18 protein-coding genes and 1 riboswitch are annotated in these 18681 nt (G+C 45.6%); of the genes, 5 read left to right on the top strand and 13 right to left on the bottom strand.

What is annotated here, in order from left to right:
- Nucleotides 1–2 precede the first annotated feature (2 nt).
- On the bottom strand, nt 3–1559 hold the full coding sequence (locus ACR65H_RS13625) for an ABC-F family ATP-binding cassette domain-containing protein (protein ID WP_440500956.1): 1557 nt from the start codon (nt 1557–1559) through the stop codon (nt 3–5).
- A gap of 141 nt (nt 1560–1700) precedes the next feature.
- Nucleotides 1701–2216 (bottom strand): hypothetical protein, encoded by a 516-nt coding sequence (locus tag ACR65H_RS13620; protein WP_440500954.1) that lies wholly within the window; start codon nt 2214–2216, stop codon nt 1701–1703.
- Nucleotides 2217–2328: 112 nt separating this feature from the next.
- Nucleotides 2329–2428: riboswitch (purine riboswitch) on the top strand.
- 36 nt (nt 2429–2464) lie between these two features.
- Here ACR65H_RS13620 and ACR65H_RS13615 point away from each other — a divergent pair.
- Complete coding sequence (locus ACR65H_RS13615) at nt 2465–3643, top strand: MFS transporter (RefSeq protein ID WP_440500952.1); 1179 nt, start codon at nt 2465–2467, stop codon at nt 3641–3643.
- A 64-nt stretch (nt 3644–3707) separates the two neighbouring features.
- On the opposite strand, the gene ACR65H_RS13610 is transcribed toward ACR65H_RS13615, so the two are convergent.
- The 4 genes from ACR65H_RS13610 to cysK all read right to left on the bottom strand — a co-directional run bounded on the left by ACR65H_RS13610 (nt 3708) and on the right by cysK (nt 7249).
- Complete coding sequence (locus ACR65H_RS13610) at nt 3708–4688, bottom strand: aliphatic sulfonate ABC transporter substrate-binding protein (RefSeq protein ID WP_440500950.1); 981 nt, start codon at nt 4686–4688, stop codon at nt 3708–3710.
- A 25-nt stretch (nt 4689–4713) separates the two neighbouring features.
- Complete coding sequence (locus ACR65H_RS13605) at nt 4714–5466, bottom strand: ABC transporter permease (RefSeq protein ID WP_440500948.1); 753 nt, start codon at nt 5464–5466, stop codon at nt 4714–4716.
- Nucleotides 5399–6241 carry an ABC transporter ATP-binding protein gene (locus ACR65H_RS13600; protein ID WP_440500947.1) on the bottom strand — a complete coding sequence of 281 codons (843 nt, stop codon included), beginning with the start codon at nt 6239–6241 and terminating at the stop codon, nt 5399–5401. Before ACR65H_RS13600 ends, ACR65H_RS13605 begins: the two co-directional genes overlap by 68 nt.
- 78 nt (nt 6242–6319) lie before the next feature.
- Nucleotides 6320–7249 carry a cysteine synthase A gene (gene cysK / locus ACR65H_RS13595; RefSeq protein WP_440500946.1) on the bottom strand — a complete coding sequence of 310 codons (930 nt, stop codon included), beginning with the start codon at nt 7247–7249 and terminating at the stop codon, nt 6320–6322.
- 142 nt (nt 7250–7391) lie between these two features.
- On the opposite strand from cysK, the gene ACR65H_RS13590 reads away from it, so the two are divergent.
- On the top strand, nt 7392–8168 hold the full coding sequence (locus ACR65H_RS13590; protein ID WP_440500944.1) for a DUF2268 domain-containing putative Zn-dependent protease: 777 nt from the start codon (nt 7392–7394) through the stop codon (nt 8166–8168).
- 105 nt (nt 8169–8273) lie between these two features.
- Nucleotides 8274–8546, top strand: coding sequence for a hypothetical protein (locus tag ACR65H_RS13585; RefSeq protein ID WP_440500943.1), 273 nt, complete (start codon nt 8274–8276; stop codon nt 8544–8546).
- A gap of 51 nt (nt 8547–8597) precedes the next feature.
- On the opposite strand, the gene ACR65H_RS13580 is transcribed toward ACR65H_RS13585, so the two are convergent.
- The 5 genes from ACR65H_RS13580 to ACR65H_RS13560 all read right to left on the bottom strand — a co-directional run bounded on the left by ACR65H_RS13580 (nt 8598) and on the right by ACR65H_RS13560 (nt 14247).
- Nucleotides 8598–9989, bottom strand: coding sequence for an MATE family efflux transporter (locus ACR65H_RS13580; RefSeq protein WP_440500942.1), 1392 nt, complete (start codon nt 9987–9989; stop codon nt 8598–8600).
- A gap of 123 nt (nt 9990–10112) precedes the next feature.
- A complete protein-coding gene (locus ACR65H_RS13575; protein WP_440500940.1) occupies nt 10113–11135 on the bottom strand; it encodes a WD40 repeat domain-containing protein in 1023 nt (340 codons plus the stop codon).
- A complete protein-coding gene (locus tag ACR65H_RS13570) occupies nt 11132–12010 on the bottom strand; it encodes a permease prefix domain 1-containing protein (protein ID WP_440500939.1) in 879 nt (292 codons plus the stop codon). Before ACR65H_RS13570 ends, ACR65H_RS13575 begins: the two co-directional genes overlap by 4 nt.
- Nucleotides 12007–12330: a PadR family transcriptional regulator gene (locus ACR65H_RS13565; protein WP_440500937.1), complete on the bottom strand. Its 324-nt coding sequence runs from the start codon at nt 12328–12330 to the stop codon at nt 12007–12009. The genes ACR65H_RS13570 and ACR65H_RS13565 overlap by 4 nt, the downstream gene beginning before the upstream one ends.
- A 192-nt stretch (nt 12331–12522) precedes the next feature.
- Nucleotides 12523–14247 (bottom strand): sulfate adenylyltransferase, encoded by a 1725-nt coding sequence (locus ACR65H_RS13560; RefSeq protein ID WP_440500935.1) that lies wholly within the window; start codon nt 14245–14247, stop codon nt 12523–12525.
- Nucleotides 14248–14436: 189 nt separating this feature from the next.
- Between ACR65H_RS13560 and brnQ the strand changes: the two genes are divergently transcribed.
- Nucleotides 14437–15753: a branched-chain amino acid transport system II carrier protein gene (gene brnQ / locus ACR65H_RS13555; RefSeq protein WP_440500933.1), complete on the top strand. Its 1317-nt coding sequence runs from the start codon at nt 14437–14439 to the stop codon at nt 15751–15753.
- Nucleotides 15754–15784: 31 nt separating this feature from the next.
- Here the strand turns inward: brnQ and ACR65H_RS13550 are convergent, their stop codons facing one another.
- Complete coding sequence (locus tag ACR65H_RS13550; protein ID WP_440500932.1) at nt 15785–16228, bottom strand: hypothetical protein; 444 nt, start codon at nt 16226–16228, stop codon at nt 15785–15787.
- Between the two features lie 146 nt (nt 16229–16374).
- On the opposite strand from ACR65H_RS13550, the gene ACR65H_RS13545 reads away from it, so the two are divergent.
- A complete protein-coding gene (locus tag ACR65H_RS13545) occupies nt 16375–17595 on the top strand; it encodes a dicarboxylate/amino acid:cation symporter (RefSeq protein WP_440500930.1) in 1221 nt (406 codons plus the stop codon).
- A 42-nt stretch (nt 17596–17637) separates the two neighbouring features.
- On the opposite strand, the gene ACR65H_RS13540 is transcribed toward ACR65H_RS13545, so the two are convergent.
- Nucleotides 17638–18654, bottom strand: coding sequence for an LLM class flavin-dependent oxidoreductase (locus ACR65H_RS13540; protein WP_440500928.1), 1017 nt, complete (start codon nt 18652–18654; stop codon nt 17638–17640).
- Between the last annotated feature and the right edge of the window lie 27 nt (nt 18655–18681).

Below are 18681 nucleotides of genomic sequence, written 5' to 3'. Positions count from 1 at the left end.
TATTAAAACATCTTCGTCGTCCAGTTTTCTCCGTTCCACACATCCGTCACAACGCCTTCGTAGAAATCAGGCTCATGGGAAATGAGCAACACACTGCCCTTATATTCCTTTAACGCGCGCTTCAATTCTGCTTTCGCATCGACATCCAAGTGGTTCGTCGGCTCGTCGAGAACGAGCAAATTCGTTTCCCTGTTAATGAGCTTGCAAAGGCGAACTTTTGCCCGCTCTCCACCACTCAGCACTTTCACCTTGCTCTCGATATGCTTCGTCGTCAATCCGCAGCGCGCCAACGCGGCACGCACTTCATACTGCGTGAAATGCGGGAATTCATCCCACACTTCTTCCAAGCAAGTGCGATTATTCTCCGACTTTATCTCCTGCTCGAAATAGCCGATTTCAAGATGGTCGCCAAGCTCGACAGAACCCGCAAGAGATGGGATTTCACCGAGAATGCTTCGTAATAGCGTCGTTTTCCCGATACCATTCGCCCCGGACAAAGCAATCTTCTGCCCGCGCTCCATAGTCAAGTTGAGCTCCTTTGACAGCGGCTCATCATACCCGATGACGAGGTCTTTCGTTTGGAATAAATAACGTCCCGGCGTACGCGCAAGCTTGAAATCGAATTGCGGCTTCGGCTTTTCAGCATCCAGTTCAATGATATCCATCTTATCGAGCTTCTTCTGGCGGGACATCGCCATCCGGCTCGTTGCTGCATTCGCTTTATTGCGCGCAACAAAGTCCTTCAAGTTGGCAATTTCCTTTTGCTGCTTCTTATATGCAGCCTCTACTTGCTGCTTCTTCATTTCATGGACACGCAAAAACTCATCATAATCCCCTGCGTACCGTGTAATTTGCTGGTTTTCCATATGGTAGATCAAGTTAATGACGCTGTTCAAAAAAGGAATATCATGCGAAATGAGGATGAATGCATTTTCGTAGTTCTGCAAATAATTACGCAGCCACTCGATATGCTCGACGTCCAAATAGTTTGTCGGCTCATCAAGAAGCAGAATATCAGGCTTCTCAAGGAGGAGCTTACCGAGTAACACTTTCGTACGTTGCCCGCCGCTTAAATCGTGGACGTCACGGTCAAGCCCGAACTCATCCAATCCAAGTCCATTCGCCACTTCATCCACTTTGGAATCGATAATATAAAAGTCGTTATTCGTCAGCTCATCTTGCATCTGCCCTGTTTCCTCTAGCAGCTTCTCAAGCTCATCGGCATCGACTTCGCCCATCTTCGCGAAAAGAGCGTTCATCTCCGCCTCCAGATCATAAAGGTATTGAAACGCAGTCCGCAGCACATCACGGATGCTCATCCCTTGTTGTAGCACGACATGCTGATCCAAATATCCGACGCGCACACGCTTCGCCCAAGCGACCGTTCCAGCATCCGGCTCAAGCTTACGCGTGATGATATTCATGAACGTCGATTTACCTTCCCCGTTCGCACCGATCAGGCCGATATGCTCCCCTTGCAATAAACGGAACGAAACATCATCAAAAATTGCCCGGTCCCCGAACCCATGGCTTAAATTACTTACTGTCAATAAACTCATATGTTGTACACCTTTTCCTTCTGTCAAAGTAAAATCAAAAAATCAGTCTAAAAACGCATAAATCATACAAAGATGCATACGTCCTTCATTATATAGCCATTTCCCAATTCGGGATAGAGAAGATGCAAAGTTTTTTCATCGTCAAATGGCGTTCAGTACACGCAGCGCGTCGAGAACACTATTTAAAAAATCGGGCAGCTTCCCCATGTGCTCCTCATTGATTTTCGCCTTGAATTTCACTTCAATATTGTTCAAGTAACCGGGTGCGTCCTCTCCGTATATGAAACTTAACGTTTGGGTAACAAGAACTTCATTTTCCCATATGTCATTCAATGTTTCCTCGATCTGTCCGCACTGCTCCTCTTCTTCTCGAACACGCTTCAGAAAGCGTACTGTCAATGAACAGCCAGGATTTTCTCCGGGTGCTTCCAATATTTCATCCGCCAAGTCTTGTAAAGATGCCTCCAAAATGATTTCGGCAGACACATCTTCCAAATGAAAAAGTGTAAATTGTAAAATGAATTTCCGTGCTAGAACCGCGAAATCCATTTGATCTGATCGGTTGACGATCCGTATATCGCGATCGATCGTATCAAGATCATACACCCGGTTTTCAAATGCGACTTTTAAGTTTTCGAAAACAGTTGGATCGTACATATTGGTTCCTCCAAAACAGATGTAATTGTTATTTCTATGTAACCATAATCGATCATAAAAAGGAAATTGCTCTTGATATTTATGTCGAACCATGGTAGATTGGTGAATGGAAATTTCATAACTTCAACATATATGTATAACCTCAATAATACGGTTTGAGGGTCTCTACCAGGAACCATTAACTCCTGACTACAAAGGTAACTTACTTTGCAGTCGGGATTTTTTTATTTTATAGAGGAGGATTTTTTATGGATTTACGAGTTTTAATCCTTGCGATATCAACGATTACAGTCGGACTTGTTGAATTGATCGTCGGAGGCATATTGCCAATTATCGCAGATGATTTAAATGTTTCCATCGGGACGGCGGGGCAGCTCATTTCGGTCTATGCGCTTGTGTTCGCCATTGCCGGTCCGGTTTTATTGTCATTGACCGCTAAAATTGAGAGGAAAAAGCTTTATTTAGTTACGATGGTGATCTTTTTCGCCGGAAACATTATGACCTTTTTCAGTCCCACTTTCACATTTGTCATGATCGCCCGTGTCATTACCGCGACGAGTGCGGCACTGCTCATCGTCCTTTCCTTGACGATTGCCGCTCGGATTGTTGAAGCGCCTAAGCGTGCGAAGGCCATCAGTTATATTGTGATGGGGATCAGTTCTTCCCTCGTGCTAGGCGTGCCACTTGGCATTCTCATTACGAATGCGTTCGGTTGGCGCAGCGTCTTTTTAGGAATTGCGGTTCTTTCGATCTGCTCATTCATTTTCGTTTCTATTTTCCTTGGGAAGATTCCGATGAGTGAAGTGCAGCCCCTTTCCATGCAAATCAAATCACTCGCAAATAAAAAAATCGTCTTCGCGCACTTGGCAACGATGTTCATGCTAGCCGGCCATTATACGGTTTACGCCTACCTTACACCATTCTTGGAAATGAATTTGAACCTGAACCAATACTGGATCAGTATCTGCTATTTCCTTTTTGGAATAGCAGCAGTAGCTGGCGGAGCGTTCGGGGGGAATCTTGCCGGTTGGGTCGGATCAAAGAAAAGTATTCTCATTATTATCGGTTCTTTCGCCTTGATCTTATTCGTATTGCCCTACTCGACATTTTCGTTTCCGTTCTTCATTGTCATCATGATGATTTGGGGAGCATTAAGCTGGGCCCTTGCACCGCCGCAGCAGGATTATATTATCGAGACCGATCCCGTTTCGTCTGATATCCATCAAAGTCTAAACAATTCCGCATTGCAGGTCGGGATCGCATTGGGTTCAGGAATCGGCGCTGTCGTATTAGGCCAAACCGATTCGGTCACAAGCACAACGACTGTCGGGGCTGGAGTTGTCGTCATTGCATTTTTGTGCGCTGCCGTTTCGATATCGATGGCAACCGGCAAAGCAAGACGTGCGAAAGAAGTACAAGCCAATTGATGAATAAAGTACAAGGGACCTCACCTAGATCATGGTAGGTCCCTCTTTTTTTATTCTTCGCTTCTTACTCTTTCAAATATGAAAGATCAATCATGCCTTCAATATCACTGCTCGTCACATATCCGGCTTCCTTACTAATGTCCGCCATTTCTTGAATGACTTGCTCATTCACCTCGGTCGTAACTTCAAGCTTTGCAAATGCGGCAGTTGTCTCTTCTTCATTGATTTCCTTGCCCGTCAAATCTTTTATATGTTGAATGACCAACTTTTGAGCTTCCTCCGGATTTTGTTGGATGAACTCGACTGCCCGCTTGTGCGCTTTCAAATAAGCGCTCGCAAATTCTTTGTTCTTCAAGAATTCATCGCTTGCTGCAACGACTGTGTTTGTCGATTCCTTCCCCCATGCAAAAACATCCCAGTCCAGGATCAGCTTGCCGTTCGCCTGTGTTTCGAGGATATTTCCCCACGGCTCTTGTGTCGCTGCGGCATCGACTGCGTTTTGAACAAAAAGTGTAGCGGTGTCAGCAGGCGCAGCTGCGAATAATTCGACTGTACCGCCGTTCGTGGTCGTTTCGAGATTCACTTCTTTCAATGCTTTTCGAAGCATGACGTCTTGTGTGCTTCCAATGACCGGAATGGCGACTTTTTTGCCATCTAGATCGGCAAGTTCCGAAACGCCTCCGCCTTCACTCGCGACAAGAACAGCTCCTCCGTTCACTGCGCCAGAAATCAAACGGAACGTCGGGTTTTTCACGTAGAAATTCAACAATGGACCAGGACCGACTGTACCGACATCAATCGATTTTGTCGTCATCGCTTCCATGAAAAGACCACCATTGCTGACCGTCTTCGTTTCAATTTTCACATCATCCCCAAACTCTTCCTCAAAATAACCGTTTTCAAGAGCAACGATTGTAGCGATATGAGTCAAATTCGGGAAGTACCCGATTTTAACTGATTTTTCGCCTGAGGATGAAGAGCCGCAAGCAGTGAGGATTCCCATTACTAAAACCGTTAACAACGTCATAATCAATGACTTTTTCATTGTCGACATCTCCTTTGTATGCTGGTTACGCAAGACCCCATTTTTTCTGTACAGAACGCTCCAAACGTAAAAACACGACATTATCCATAATCGTTCCTATTACCGCGATGATGATCATAACCGAGATGACAAGGTCCATTTGACCGAGAGACCGCCCTGTTTCAAGTAGTTGCCCGAGTCCTCCTCCTGAGCCGAGCAATTCCCCCGCCATCAATGCCCTCCATGAAAATGCCCAGGCAATGCGAAGACCCGATATTAATTGCGGAACGGATGCCGGCAGGATGACAGTTCGAATGAAATGGACCCCAGTTGAACCGAATGTTTTAGCTACCCGTTGGTACAGCGTCGGCACATTTTGAAATCCACTCGTCGCACTGACGGTCATCGTCCATGTGGCACCAATCGTGACGATGAACAGGATCGAGAAATCATTCAATCCGAACCAGATGATTGCGAGCGGGAACCAGACGATGCTCGGAATGGATTGCAACGCAGTAACGAGAAAACCGAGTGTATCCTCCACTAATTTATATCGCCAAATGAGATAGCCCATAATGACACCTAAAACGATTGCGATCGCAAATCCGATCAGCAGGCGGCTCATGCTTTTCCCGATTGCCGCTACAATTTGCCCATTCACAAGACCGTTAAAAAGAGTTTCCAACACTTGTGTCAAACGCGGAAACATGAAATCTGGCAATACCGAAAGTCTAGATGTGACTTCCCATATCACCGCTATCATCGCGATGAAGATGATTCGTCTTAAAGCTGTAGTCATCACCCATTTCCTCCTTTAACACCTTTTCAATTTCCTCCTCCAAAATGGCTAAAATCCGTTGTTCTGTATGCAATGTCACACTATCGGGCAACACGCCGTCCGTTGAAGTCGGAACTGGAATGATTTCCTTCACCTTTCCAGGACGCGTGCCGAACACGATCACTTTTTCCGATAACAACACAGCCTCTCGAATATTGTGCGTCACGAAAAAAATCGTCACTTTCGTCTTTTTCCAAATCTCCAGCAATTCTTTATGGAGCACCATTCTCGTCTGTTCATCGAGCGCAGAGAAAGGCTCATCCATCAGCAAAATATCCGGTTCCATCACTAAAGCTCTCGCAATAGATACTCTTTGCTTCATCCCACCCGACAGTTGATGCGGGTACGAATGGATATAGTTGCTTAAGTGGACCATTTTCAACATTTCGATTGCCTTTGCCTCAGCCTCTTGCTTCGGCATCTTCTTCAGCAGCAAGCCGTATTTCACATTTTCCAACACGGTTAACCACGGGAAAAGCCCGGCTTCCTGAAAAACGACGACTCGATCGGGACCAGGCTTCTTCACTTCATTTCCTGCGATGCGAATGCTGCCTTTATCCGTCTTCTCTAAGCCTGCAATCATATAAAGCAGCGTCGATTTGCCACAGCCAGAAGGACCGACGATGGAGACGAAGCTCCCTTTTTCCATATCGATAGTAATGTGATCCAGTACTAGAACCTGCTCTTTTCTTTCATTCGTGAAACTCTTCTCGATTCCATCGATTGTGACATACATTTTCCACACCTCTATTTATCTTATTTGTTTAGTCGGAATTAAACTTATGAAAATGGAGAGGATGCTTATTCCTCTCCTTTAGTCATCAAATAAATCGCTCGATAAATACCGTTCGCCATTGTCTGGCGCAATACAGACAACAGTATCAGCTGGGGTCAATCGTTTCGCCACTTGCATCGCAGCAAATACGGAAGCACCCCCGCTTGGACCGAGCAGCAAGCCTTCACGCGCCGCCAATTCGCGTACCGTTCGATAGGCGTCCTCATCTTCGATCTTGAAAATCTCGTCGTAAACGGATGTGTTTAATATCGATGGGATAAAACCGGGGCTCGTTCCGACAAGCTTATGCTTCCCGGGCTTCCCGCCAGATAGTACTGGAGAACCTGCCGGCTCCGCTATATGAACCGTAATATCGCTGTCGTGTCCTTTTAAAAACTCACCAGTCCCTGTAACTGTACCGCCCGTACCCGCTGTACAAACAAACGCTGACAGTTTTCGGTTCAACGATTCCATCGCTCGAACGATTTCCGGTCCTGTCGTATACCTGTGAATATCCGGATTCGCTACATTTTCAAATTGCATCGGAATGAAGCTATTTGGAATCTCCGCTGAAATTTCCTTTGCCTTTTGAATGGCTCCCGGCATTTTTAAATCACTCGGTGTCAACATGACCGTTGCACCGTAAGCTTTTAAAATATTGATCCGCTCGAGTGTCGAAGAATCAGGCATGACGATAATTGTTTTGTAGCCTCTCGCTGCAGCATTCATCGCGAGTCCGATCCCTGTGTTTCCAGACGTCGGTTCAATGATCGTATCTCCCGGTTGTAATAAACCCGCTTTTTCCGCTTCGATTATCATATTGTATGCCGCCCGGTCCTTGACGCTTCTGCTCGGATTGAAATATTCAAGCTTCACATAGACGGCTGCACCTTGTGGATCAGGAAGGCGATTCAATCTCACTACAGGCGTTTCGCCTATCAATTCGGCTATATTATTCACTACTCGCAAGCTGTCCAGCTCCTTCATTACGTATGTTTAGTAGATTATAGCAGAATAATCCCTACAATGCATAGTAATTTAGTGGGTTTTTTATGTTGTGGACCTTCCTTCTAACATGCGAATATGATAATTCAAAAAGAGGTGCCATAGCATGGCCGTAATCCGGACTGACAATTGGCTCGAGGAATGCAAAGGAGACCCTTCGAAAGTTTGCGCTAAATTAATCAACTACTTCACATCAGCTTCCTCATCGGATATTCATCATCACTTAACGACGTTTGGCATGTACAAGACTGCAAAACAAGGAAGAGAGTTAACGAAGAAATTGCAGGAGAAAAATGCATGGGGAATGTTGTCGGATGAAATAGGGCGATTGAGAAGCAAATGGAAAGGTCCTTCTGTCCCTATCTTTATCTTCCCATCGGATTCCAACAACAGCGTGTTGATTCGTCAATTCAAAGGAAAATCGGGGCTAGCTTATGCTGATAAGCTTTTTTTATTCATTTCACCTCATAATACGGAAACTGAAATGAAGGCGTTACTTACCCATGAGTACAATCATGTGTGCCGATTGAACAAGTTTCCGAAACGGGGAGAAGAGTACACATTATTAGATACGATCATTTTGGAAGGGTTGGCAGAAGCAGCTGTGGCAGAAAGATTCGGGAAGGACTCTACCTCTTCGTGGACTTCTCTTTATTCCGACAAACAGCTGGCCCGATTGTGGAAAGACTTCGTCAATCCAAACAAACATCATGTGAAAGAGAGTGCTACCCATGAAAAAGTGCTATACGGCCTCGGCAATTGTCCCCATATGACTGGATACGCTGTCGGCTATTATTTGGTTCAAAACTTTTTAAGAGCTAAAGACTTGCATGTAGCGGATCTTTTTACACTTTCATCCTCCGAAATTGGACAGCTGTCGTAATACTGCTTTTCACTCTAAACGAATGCAACGGTGTGTTTGTCCCCCTTGAAGAAAAATCCCTCACATATGATGTATTATGTTCAATCGAAATGGGGTGACAACACGATGTCAGTTCAACAATACCATTCTTTGTGCACTAGGCATATCGGAAGAGCTGTCGTTATTGGGACTCGGGATGGACGAACCCATAGGGGGATTATTCAATGTGTCAGGGGCAATAAAGTCTATTTAGAGCCATTCGGTCGTCAACGAAATTTGGGTGGTTTCGGATACGGTTTTAGATATGGATATGGCTTTGGAGGACGTGGATTAGCGTTTGGCTTAGGAATTGCACTCGGCTCCATCGTAACCTTCGCTTTGCTTCCGTTCTTCTGGTAATTATAAAAATAAAAAGAAGACTTCTCACATATGAGAGGCCTTCTTTTTCATTTAAACGACTTCCGGCTTCACTTCTACTTCTGTTTCAAGAGGCTCAACAAGCGCATACCGTTCCCATGCTCTGCTTTTCCAACGCAGCATCATTATGATGGCGCGTGTCCATTCATCTGCCGCGATAGCTAGCCATACTCCGACAAGTCCTAGGTCTAGCACGAACACGAAGAAATAGCCAAGCGGCAAACTCATCATGACCATCGATAGAGCTCCCATCAAAACCGGGAATTTCGCGTCGCCCGATGCACGGAGCGAGTTGATGATGACGATATTGAACGTCCGTCCTGTTTCCAGCAAACATGCTAATAACAACACAGATGCTCCAAGCTCGATAATTTCCTCATTGTCGGTGAACAGGCGCATAAGCGGATAACGGAACGTCATGACAATCGCCACTAACACGACGGTAAAGACAAGCGCACGCTTCAAAGAGGACCAAACTTGCTGGTACACTTCATCCTTTTCTCCGCTTCCAACGAGTCTGCCGACGATGATTGCTGTCCCGAGGCCGATTGCGAGTGCAAACAAATAACTGAACATCGAAATGTTCGTCGCATACTGTCTCGCAGCAAGCGCCTCCGTACCGAGATAAGTGACATAGTAGAGGAATACGATTTGGCATGCTTGGTACAGGATCTGTTCGAACGCTGAAGGCAATCCGATGTTCAATATCTTTTTGATGTATTCCTTCGACCATGTAAAGTAATAACGGAATTCGATACGATATTCAAGCACTTTGTACAATAGCCAAATGAAGACGAACATCGCGATTACACGGCTTCCGACCGACGAAATCGCCGCTCCTTGCACGCCTAGCGCAGGCATCCCGAACTTTCCGAAGATGAGCGCATAGTTCCCGATGACGTGAATAATGTTCATGCCGAGTGATACGAACATCGTCTGTTTCGTAAATCCGTGAACACGAATGACAGCTGCAAGCGAGTTGATGATCGCCTGTAGGAAAATCCCACCTCCAACGATGACCAAATACGCTTCCGCATGTGCAAGGACATCCCCTTGCAAATTCATCGTTTCCATCATACGGCTCGTGAACAAAATGAAGATGCCACTAATGCCAAGTCCTACTAATAGATTCAAAGAAACTGCAAGCGCAGAAATCTTCGACGCTTCAATAAAACGCCTAGACCCTAAATATTGGGCAACAACGATTGCTGCACCGTTACCGACTACTTCTAGTACAAGAATTGCGATTTGCACATATTGGTTCGCTGCCCCAACGCCTGATACCGCATCATCAGACAGCGCACTCAACATGAACGTATCCGCCAATCCCATCAACATGAACAAAAATAACTCAAGAAAAATCGGCCACGTCAGATGAAACAAATTCAGTTTCTTCCCCGGGCCGTTGGCTGCAACTGCTGCCATCTATATATCGCCTTCATTTCTATTTAAGATATTCAAAACAGGAATTAGCTTATCATAGAAATCGGCTTATTGACAACGGGTACGCCTCCATTTTTTTCAATTTTTCATAGTCATGCAAATCGTTTATTGTGCACTCAAGATTTCTTTCACATTTTCCCCATCTGCGGACATCTGATAGATTCGATAGTCAGGCTGCCGCCCTCCGAATTGACGGTCCACCAAAAAGTAGATTTTATTATCCTGCCCTACGGTTGGTTCAGACGCATACTCCTTTAAATGGGTCAGTTGCTTCGTTTCATACGTATTCCAATTGAAGCTGAACAACTCGTACTCGAATATGCCATCTTCTCCAGTGCCCCCGACTGCTTGGTAAATAATTTCTTCCCTATCCGGCAACAGTACGAAGTCATATAGATCTTCCTCCCCCGCCGGATCACTTATGACCGTTTTTTCGTCTGGCGCATCGAGTGGGATTTTAAAAATACGCTGCTTGGATGCAAATACATCGTCCGCTGTTTGTACATGTTCATCGTCATCCGTTTGGACATACACGGATTCATCTGTCGCCGATACTTGCAATGACTGCATATTGTACTTTTTCAGATCGGTATATTTTGTCTGCTCAAGCGTTTGAAGATGGAAGCTATGCACATCAAAATCATGTGGCCTTTCGCCTACAATCGGTGAATAGTTCGTAAAAGTCGCGGCGTGCAAATAAAAGAGAAGCTCCGAATCTTTCGGGTCAAATGCCAGTTCCGTAATTATTCCTTGCTCACGAAATGCAAGTTGATCAGCAGCCGTATCCACATTCAAAAGATGTACGGAGCTTTCACTTTCTGGACTCATCTCTTTATCTGTCACAATATATGCTAGTCTTTTACCATCTTTCGAGAAGCTGATATCTAAAATTGTTTGATCGACAGGAAACTGTACAATCGGCAATTCATTCCCATCAGGCAAATAAATACCTGCTTTCCCGTCATCATAGGCAACATATGCAATCGAACCATCTACAGAGACATCGAAAGTGGCAGTCAGCCCATTTTGCTTTTCATTTTCCTCTTTTTCAAACAAGAACCCTAGCACAACGAAAACGATCGTAACGAAGCCGATACTACCAATGAGAATACTGATTGATTTATTCATGCCATCCCTCCTACAACTCCAAACACCCAAAATCCGACCGCCGATAATACGACTGCTGTTTGCATGAACAGAATCGCATACGCCCACAGTTTCTTTTGCTTCGAGAGCAACTGCAATTGGCTTGCATAGGAAACAATCCATAGGACAAGCGGTATAAACAATATGAATACTTTTGGCGACATATCACCGAAAAATAAAAACGCCCATAAGAAAAACAATGTAGCGAAAACAATGAATATACCTGTTGTGATATTTATAAAATGAAATCGTTTTGCATCCTTCACTAGCTGTTGGCGTTTTGATGAATAATCGTAAATCGTCGTCCGATACACAAGAACGATCGCAAGCAAAAGAATCAATCCTGCAATGATTGACAAGCCGGTCGACAACGGCGGATATACGTCAGTCGCCAATAAAAATCCATAGAAAAAAGTCATGATATGAATGAGCAGCATGCTATTCATCCACAATCTCCGATTCAATGAAGAAACCGGCCGAACCGTCATAACTAGTATTGCGGTGCTAATGAAGACGGCAACGATTAACCAAGGGATATGCGCATCTCCCATTACAAATAACTGACATGCGTAAACGCTATACGCGAAAAGCAGTGATGCTACCGATAATGAAAGCATCATTTCCCTTCGGTATGGGTACATTGCCTGTTGCAGCTGCTTGCCAATCTCCCGTTCCTCTCCAAAGTTTGTCATGGCGGTTCGCATAGCCTCCTCTTCTGATAATCCTTGCTTCTGATAATCTATGAATGAACATTCCAAATGAGAGAGCAGTTCTTCATACAAGTCTTTCCGCTCCTCATGATTGCTGTCGGTTTCCCGGACAATTCCCTCGACAAACCGTTGAAAGGGCTGCTTCATAGCAATCCTTCCGAACTTTTATGCACAAGCGTATTCATCCACTCCCAATTTTCGCGCTTGCTGTCCAAAGCGGCGCCGCCTTCATCGGTCAGTCGATAATACTTTCGCCTGCCGCCCTCCGTTTCCTGCCAATAGGAGTCGACCCACCGTTTCTTTTCCAAACGCTTCAACGCAGAGTAAAGAGTCCCTTCACTCATTTCATACGTATCGTCACTGACCTTTTTCAACACTTTAACGATTTCATAGCCGTACATATGCCGTTGCGCGATGAGGGATAATAATATTAAATCGATGCTTCCTTTCATCATCTCTTGATCCATTTCAATCACCTCTCTATCGACATCGTAACACGAGGTACCTCGCAAAGCAATGTAAATGGTGTTTTATGGATTGCATTCGACCATACATAAGAATGATTCCTTGAAGTCAAAAGGACCTACAGAAACGTGAAAAAGCTTTCCGCGACAAAAGCGGAAAGCTCCAAGTATATTACTACTCGCTCTATATGGATTTTATTTTTCTTCTTCAGGCTCGTCTGCCCCGCGATAACGCTTATACGGTAGCACATTCCACGTCCGATAATCGAAGTCTGCTGCACGCAGTACTTTCGGAATGTCGCCCAAGATTTTCTTTGCCACTTCCAATTCCCGTTGTGCTTCCTCTTTATCCTGATACATGAATTCATCCGAAGCGGCCTCAGGAGCCTGCTTCACTTTCTCCTCCAAGTCCTGGATGACCATCTGTTGCTGAGTATGCAATGATTCTCTTGCATCCATCACCCATTCAGGCTGCATGCTCCGGTTCGTGTCGCCCACATTCGAATACTCCTCGAAAACTTCCCGATAAATACGGTCGGCATTCGCCCGGACATCCAAATTGACCGCTTCCAAATCGTCATTCGTCAAGTCCTCGACCGACAGTGACGCTTTTCGAATCCGTCCTCCAAGCCTCGTCCGTTCCAAATAGAACGGGAACATACTCTTAATGATCTTCCCTACTGGAGAGATAGCGCTTCCAAATTCATCAAGACCTTTTGGCTGGACGCCCTGGATCGCAATCCTTGCCGATTCCGGACGGACGATTTCCTTCGGCGGCATAATTCCATGACGAAGCATTTCCCGGATACCTGTTCCAGAAATATTGATCCGATATTGAATATCGTGCGGGCATGATTGTTCTGTCGCCGGGCTATCGCAACGCGTGCAATAGAACACTTCGTGGAAAAGCCTTACGTCAATGCCGAGCTCTTCCGGATTGAACTGGTCAAAAATGCTATGGCTTGCATACTTATCGTAATAATCTCCGATTCCTGCATGATCCCGGCCGATAAGCGCATGAGTGCAACCATAGTTTTTCATAATCAGCGCATGCAGCACTGTTTCCCGAGGGCCCGCAAAAATATACGTCACCCGCAGCGGAGCAAGAATGGACCGCCCTTTCGGATAATACGTATCCAGCACACTTCGATAGGACAACATCCGGAATTCATGACGCGTATATTCACGTTTTGCCATTTCGACTAACGGCTGAAGAAGCAAGCCGTCGATTTCTTCTAACGCGTTTTTATGGATATATTCATGGCCCCGATGCAAAGGATTCGCCCCGGTAATGAATCCCGCTGCAGAGCGGAATTTCTTCACCTCGTAAAATTCATGCCACGTATCTTTCGGCTCCAACCGCAGCTTTTCAAACGGCCCCCAATCGACACGGCGCAATAATCGGATTGGTCCGCCTAGCGCGACGTCGCCCATACGTCTATAGATCGCGTCCACCCCTGGATGATTTCGATCAGTCGTGCCGAATAGATGTGAAGCACGGTATTCCTTATCATAATCAAAAACATCTTCGATCTTCAAAATCGCAACCGGCTCGTTTTGTTCGTCGGAAAGCGCCACTTCATCCCCCACGGAAAGTGTCTTGATGATTTCCTTGTTGCGATTGCCAATCGGAGCAAAGCTTAGCGGAACAGGCCATACTGTACCGTTCGCCAACCTGCCTTCGTTCAATACAGATTTATAGTCGATTTCATTCATGAATCCTTCATTCGGAGACAAGACCCCTGTTGCAATCATTTCAAGCGTAATGACCGCTTCCAAGTCGACCATGATGGAAGGTAGCAGCCTAGCTCTTTCCAGCTCCTCCTCCCTCTCAACCCCCGTCAATACTTTGTCCACCAGTTTCCCCCCATGTGGTTGTTGAGGGTAATTGGCAAACCGATTTTCTGTTACGTTCAACATCCCTTCTCCTCCTCATTCCATTTCATTCTAATAAAAACGTACTCTCTTCTGAATATTAACATACTTTCAAGTTTGTAAATAGGTTATTATCTGAAATTAATAATTTTTCTCTTTTTAGGGAGCGTCTTACGAGTTATAGAGGCTAATATGGTAAAATCCATTTATGAGCTTTTACGGAGGGAAATTTGAATGAATGAGTTTTCGAAGAAAGAAACAGTAAAGTTAGGATTATTAATGTTCGCGCTATTTTTCGGCGCTGGCAATATGATCTTTCCACCGTTAGTCGGACAACTAGCGGGAGATAACGTCTGGATTACAATTACAGGGTTTCTCATTACCGGAGTCGGTCTTCCTTTTCTAGGCGTAGTCGCAGTCGCCTTGAGCGGCAGCCAGTTAAGGGATCTAGCAGGCAAGGCTCATCCGCTGTTCGGAATCGCTTTTACAATCATTGTCTACTTAGCGATTGGTCCTTTTTTCGGGGTTCCACGTACAGCTACGGTTTCTTTTGAAATGGGACTGTCTCCTTTTCTTTCTGAATCCTCGGAAAGAATCGTAATGTTTCTGTTTACGGTACTCTTTTTCTCAATTACGGCATGGCTTTCCCTGAAGCCAAATAAATTAGTCGACCGTTTCGGAAATGTGCTGACGCCAATTCTACTTACCCTCATTGCTTTCATCGTTACAGTCGGAATCCTCAAGCCTGCCGGAACAAGTGGCCCGCCACAAGAACCATACGTCCACAATCCATTCATAAACGGTTTCATTGAAGGATATTTAACGATGGACGCAATTGCTGCGCTCGTATTCGGCATTATCGTTATTAACGCGATTAAGGGAAAAGGCATTTCAGACCGCAAAGCAGTTGCCTCCATCACGATGAAATCTGGTATTTTTGCGGTTGTCGGGCTTTGCCTCGTCTATGTGGGACTTGCATACCTCGGCACCACTAGTCGTTTAATCGCTCCAAATGCGGAAAACGGCGGAGAAATTTTAACTCAACTTGCGTTTTCGTTAATGGGAACGACCGGACAAGTAGTGCTCGGAACAGCTGTATTTCTTGCTTGTTTAACGACTTCCGTAGGACTCGTCTCGTCCTGTGCAGCCTTTTTCTCAAGTACATTCCCGAAACTTTCGTATCGAACGGTTGTCCTGATTGTCGGCCTCTTTAGTACAGTGATTGCGAATATTGGGCTTACGCAATTAATTTCGATCACATTGCCGGTTCTTGTCGGGATTTATCCGCTTGCAATCGTGTTAATTACGGTCAGCTTCTTTCATAACCGATTCAACGGTTATCGGGAAGTGTATTTATTCGCGTTAGCGGCTGCAGGGGTTGTCGGCTTTTTCGATATGCTGAAAGCTTTCGGTTTGCCTATTGCTCCTGTCGCCGATGTTCTCAGCTATTTGCCGCTTTACGAAGAAGGGCTAGGATGGATTGTCCCCGCGATCGTGTTGGGAACACTCGGCTTTATCATTGGTTCCCTTCGGAAAAATGCCAGTCAATAGAAATGAAAAAAGGACTCACAGGAGTCCTTTTTCATTTACCTTTCTTCCGAAGGTTTCTTCCTAATACGAAAGAAAGTCCGAGAAGACATGCCATTCCAGCTATTTGCAATGGATCGCGTGTCGATTTGAATTTCACCCGCTCCGGCGTAATTTCATAGACGCCGACCGGTTTAACTAAAAAGCCCCCACCGCCGCCATCCGCGCCATTGCCATCTCCACCGCCGCCGAATCCATATCTTAATTTCGCAACAGGCAACACTTTCGTTAAGCCAACTTCTATCGGTTCGCCAAAAACGAGAGAGACGTCCTTATGATTGCCAAATTTCTTGAACACCGTCGTTACAGGAGCCTCCCTAAATTCCTTCCGACCCACGCTGCTTTCAACTTGCACTTGCCCTTTTTCTTGCACTTGAACTTCTGCTTTCGCTTTCTCTAGTTGTTTTTCCACTTGCTTCTTTTCCTCCACTAGTACCATTCGCTAATCACTCCTTTCCTACTCTTTCGACGTCTTGCTGTCACTTCCCTTTTTCAAGGCATGTATTTTGACACACCGTCCACACTGTATTAACGTAGAATTCAGAATTCCTTTAATACTTGCTGTTCTGAATAGGAGGCGTCAAGGTGAAAAGTATTTTCACTGCATATTTACGTGCTTCGTTAATCTTTAAAATTTCAATCGCCTTAGTTCTTGGGATTATAGCAGGTTTCTTATTAGGGGAACAAGCCGCCGTCTTGGCACCGTTCGGCGATCTGTTGCTCCGTTTGCTCACCTTTCTAATTATCCCACTCATTTTATTTACACTCATCGTCGGCGTGAATCAGACGAATATTGCTAATTTAGGACGTATGGGCAGCAAAGTTTTCATCTACTACACGGTGACTTCTGCGCTTGCGATCATTGTAGGTTTGCTTGTCGCTAGCATTTTGCAGCCTGGAAAGGGAATGAGACTTACCGGCAATGAAACATTCGACGTCCCGGAAAATCCGGGCATCGTCCAAGTCCTTCTCAATATCGTCCCGTCCAATATCGTCACGGCATTTACGGAAATGAATCTACTCGGCATCATATTCACAGCTCTCGCATTCGGAATTGCAATTTCCGTTATGCGTTCCTCTGAGAAACATGTCGGGCTGGGAGAGTCCTTACTGACAACAGTCAATTCGTTGAATGAAGCGTCCCTTATTATATTGAAGGCAATCCTTCAATATGTGCCAATCGGCATTTTTGCAATTATTGCAAATACAGTCGGGAGCCAAGGGATCGATACACTTATTTCCTTAGGTGGTATGATTGGCATCTTTTATATTGCGTTGCTCGTTCATATCGTGTTATATGTCATTCTTCTACTTCTTTTTAGAATAAAACCGGGGTCTTTCTTCAAACATGCACGCACGCCAATCATTACCGCTTTTGTTACCCAAAGCAGCACGGGGACATTGCCGCTCACATTAGATGCTGCAAAAAAGATGCGGGTTTCCAAAAGCCTATATGGCTTCAGCATTCCGCTCGGTGCAACCGTCAATATGGACGGTGCCGCGATCCGCATAGCCGTGTCCGCCGTCTTTGCAGCCAATGTCGCAGGCACCACACTCACAATTTCCGATATGTTGATGGTCGTATTGATCGGGACGCTCGCCTCAATCGGGACAGCAGGAGTTCCAGGCGCGGGCATCGTCATGATTGCGACTGTGTTCGTCCAGCTCGGCTTGCCGATGGAAGCGGTGGCTTTGTTAACTGCGATTGACGCGCTTATCGGAATGGGTGCAACCGCCGTTAACGTCACGGGCGATCTCGTTGGGACAAGATTGATCGACCAGCATGAGAAAAGAAGGCAAATATGAAAAAAGCCAAGCAATGGATGTACCCTTGCTTGGCTTTTCTATTCATTCCATCAGCTCTGAAACTATTTCGTACGAGCGGAGTCGGTCTTCGTGGTTGAAGATGCCTGAACTAATAATGCATTCGTCCGCCCGCGTCATTTCCATGAACGCTTCCAATTTGCGCTTGACCGTTTCAGGACTGCCGACAATCGTCGACGGCCATTCCAACAGCTCAGTGACTACCGCTTTCTCAAGTTCGGACCAGACAGCGTCCACGTCATCGATCGGTGGCTTGAAGTGCGTCGTAATCCCTTTGCGGATATTCAAAAACATTTGCTGGTGAGAAGTGGCAAGCCATCGCGCCTTCTCATCCGTATCTGCAGCAATAATATTAATGCCAAGCATTGTATACGGTCTTTCAAGATCCTTTGAAGGCTTGAAATTCCGATGATATAAGTTCAATGCATGCATCATATATGTTGGGGCAAAATGGCTTGCGAATGAAAATGGAAGCCCAAGATCAGCAGCAAGTCTTGCACTAAAGTCGCTTGAGCCTAGCAACCATATCGGGATGTTGCTCCCTTCTCCAGGGATCGCCCGTACACGTGCGGAAGGATCATTCTTGAAAAAGGTGCGCAGTTCGTCCAGCTGCAAAGGAAAATCGTCTCCGGTGCTTTGCAACGTCCTTCGCAGCGCGTAAGCTGTCGCCTGGTCGCTGCCAGGTGCTCGACCAAGCCCGAGGTCAATTCTGCCAGGAAATAACGCATCTAATGTTCCGAACTGTTCAGCAATGACGAGCGGTGCATGGTTTGGAAGCATGACACCTCCTGCCCCGACACGGATCGTCTTCGTCGCACCTGCCACATGACCGATAATGACGGACGTTGCCGAACTTGCAACACCGGGCATATTATGATGTTCAGCAAGCCAAAAGCGGTTAAACCCCCACTTCTCTGCATGCTGGGCAAGATCGACGCTGTTTTTGAAAGATTGCCCTGCATCGCTTCCTTCGTTGATCATCGCAAGATCAAGGATCGACAAAGGAATGCCATTAAATTTTTTCGCTACATCATTTATCAATTGCCTCACTCCAATAGTTTAAGTCTA

It is taken from the genome of Sporosarcina sp. SAFN-015 (assembly GCF_059415085.1).
This window is presented reverse-complemented; position numbering and strand designations above follow the sequence as displayed.

What these genes read in the sequence shown, in the direction of transcription:
- ACR65H_RS13625 (WP_440500956.1), bottom strand. Translation starts at nt 1,559, where the DNA reads ATGAGTTTATTGACAGTAAGTAATTTAAGCCATGGGTTCGGGGACCGG.
- ACR65H_RS13620 (WP_440500954.1), bottom strand. Translation starts at nt 2,216, where the DNA reads ATGTACGATCCAACTGTTTTCGAAAACTTAAAAGTCGCATTTGAAAAC.
- ACR65H_RS13615 (WP_440500952.1), top strand. Translation starts at nt 2,465, where the DNA reads ATGGATTTACGAGTTTTAATCCTTGCGATATCAACGATTACAGTCGGA.
- ACR65H_RS13610 (WP_440500950.1), bottom strand. Translation starts at nt 4,688, where the DNA reads ATGAAAAAGTCATTGATTATGACGTTGTTAACGGTTTTAGTAATGGGA.
- ACR65H_RS13605 (WP_440500948.1), bottom strand. Translation starts at nt 5,466, where the DNA reads ATGACTACAGCTTTAAGACGAATCATCTTCATCGCGATGATAGCGGTG.
- ACR65H_RS13600 (WP_440500947.1), bottom strand. Translation starts at nt 6,241, where the DNA reads ATGTATGTCACAATCGATGGAATCGAGAAGAGTTTCACGAATGAAAGA.
- ACR65H_RS13590 (WP_440500944.1), top strand. Translation starts at nt 7,392, where the DNA reads ATGGCCGTAATCCGGACTGACAATTGGCTCGAGGAATGCAAAGGAGAC.
- ACR65H_RS13585 (WP_440500943.1), top strand. Translation starts at nt 8,274, where the DNA reads ATGTCAGTTCAACAATACCATTCTTTGTGCACTAGGCATATCGGAAGA.
- ACR65H_RS13580 (WP_440500942.1), bottom strand. Translation starts at nt 9,989, where the DNA reads ATGGCAGCAGTTGCAGCCAACGGCCCGGGGAAGAAACTGAATTTGTTT.
- ACR65H_RS13575 (WP_440500940.1), bottom strand. Translation starts at nt 11,135, where the DNA reads ATGAATAAATCAATCAGTATTCTCATTGGTAGTATCGGCTTCGTTACG.
- ACR65H_RS13570 (WP_440500939.1), bottom strand. Translation starts at nt 12,010, where the DNA reads ATGAAGCAGCCCTTTCAACGGTTTGTCGAGGGAATTGTCCGGGAAACC.
- ACR65H_RS13565 (WP_440500937.1), bottom strand. Translation starts at nt 12,330, where the DNA reads ATGGATCAAGAGATGATGAAAGGAAGCATCGATTTAATATTATTATCC.
- ACR65H_RS13560 (WP_440500935.1), bottom strand. Translation starts at nt 14,247, where the DNA reads ATGTTGAACGTAACAGAAAATCGGTTTGCCAATTACCCTCAACAACCA.
- brnQ (WP_440500933.1), top strand. Translation starts at nt 14,437, where the DNA reads ATGAATGAGTTTTCGAAGAAAGAAACAGTAAAGTTAGGATTATTAATG.
- ACR65H_RS13550 (WP_440500932.1), bottom strand. Translation starts at nt 16,228, where the DNA reads ATGGTACTAGTGGAGGAAAAGAAGCAAGTGGAAAAACAACTAGAGAAA.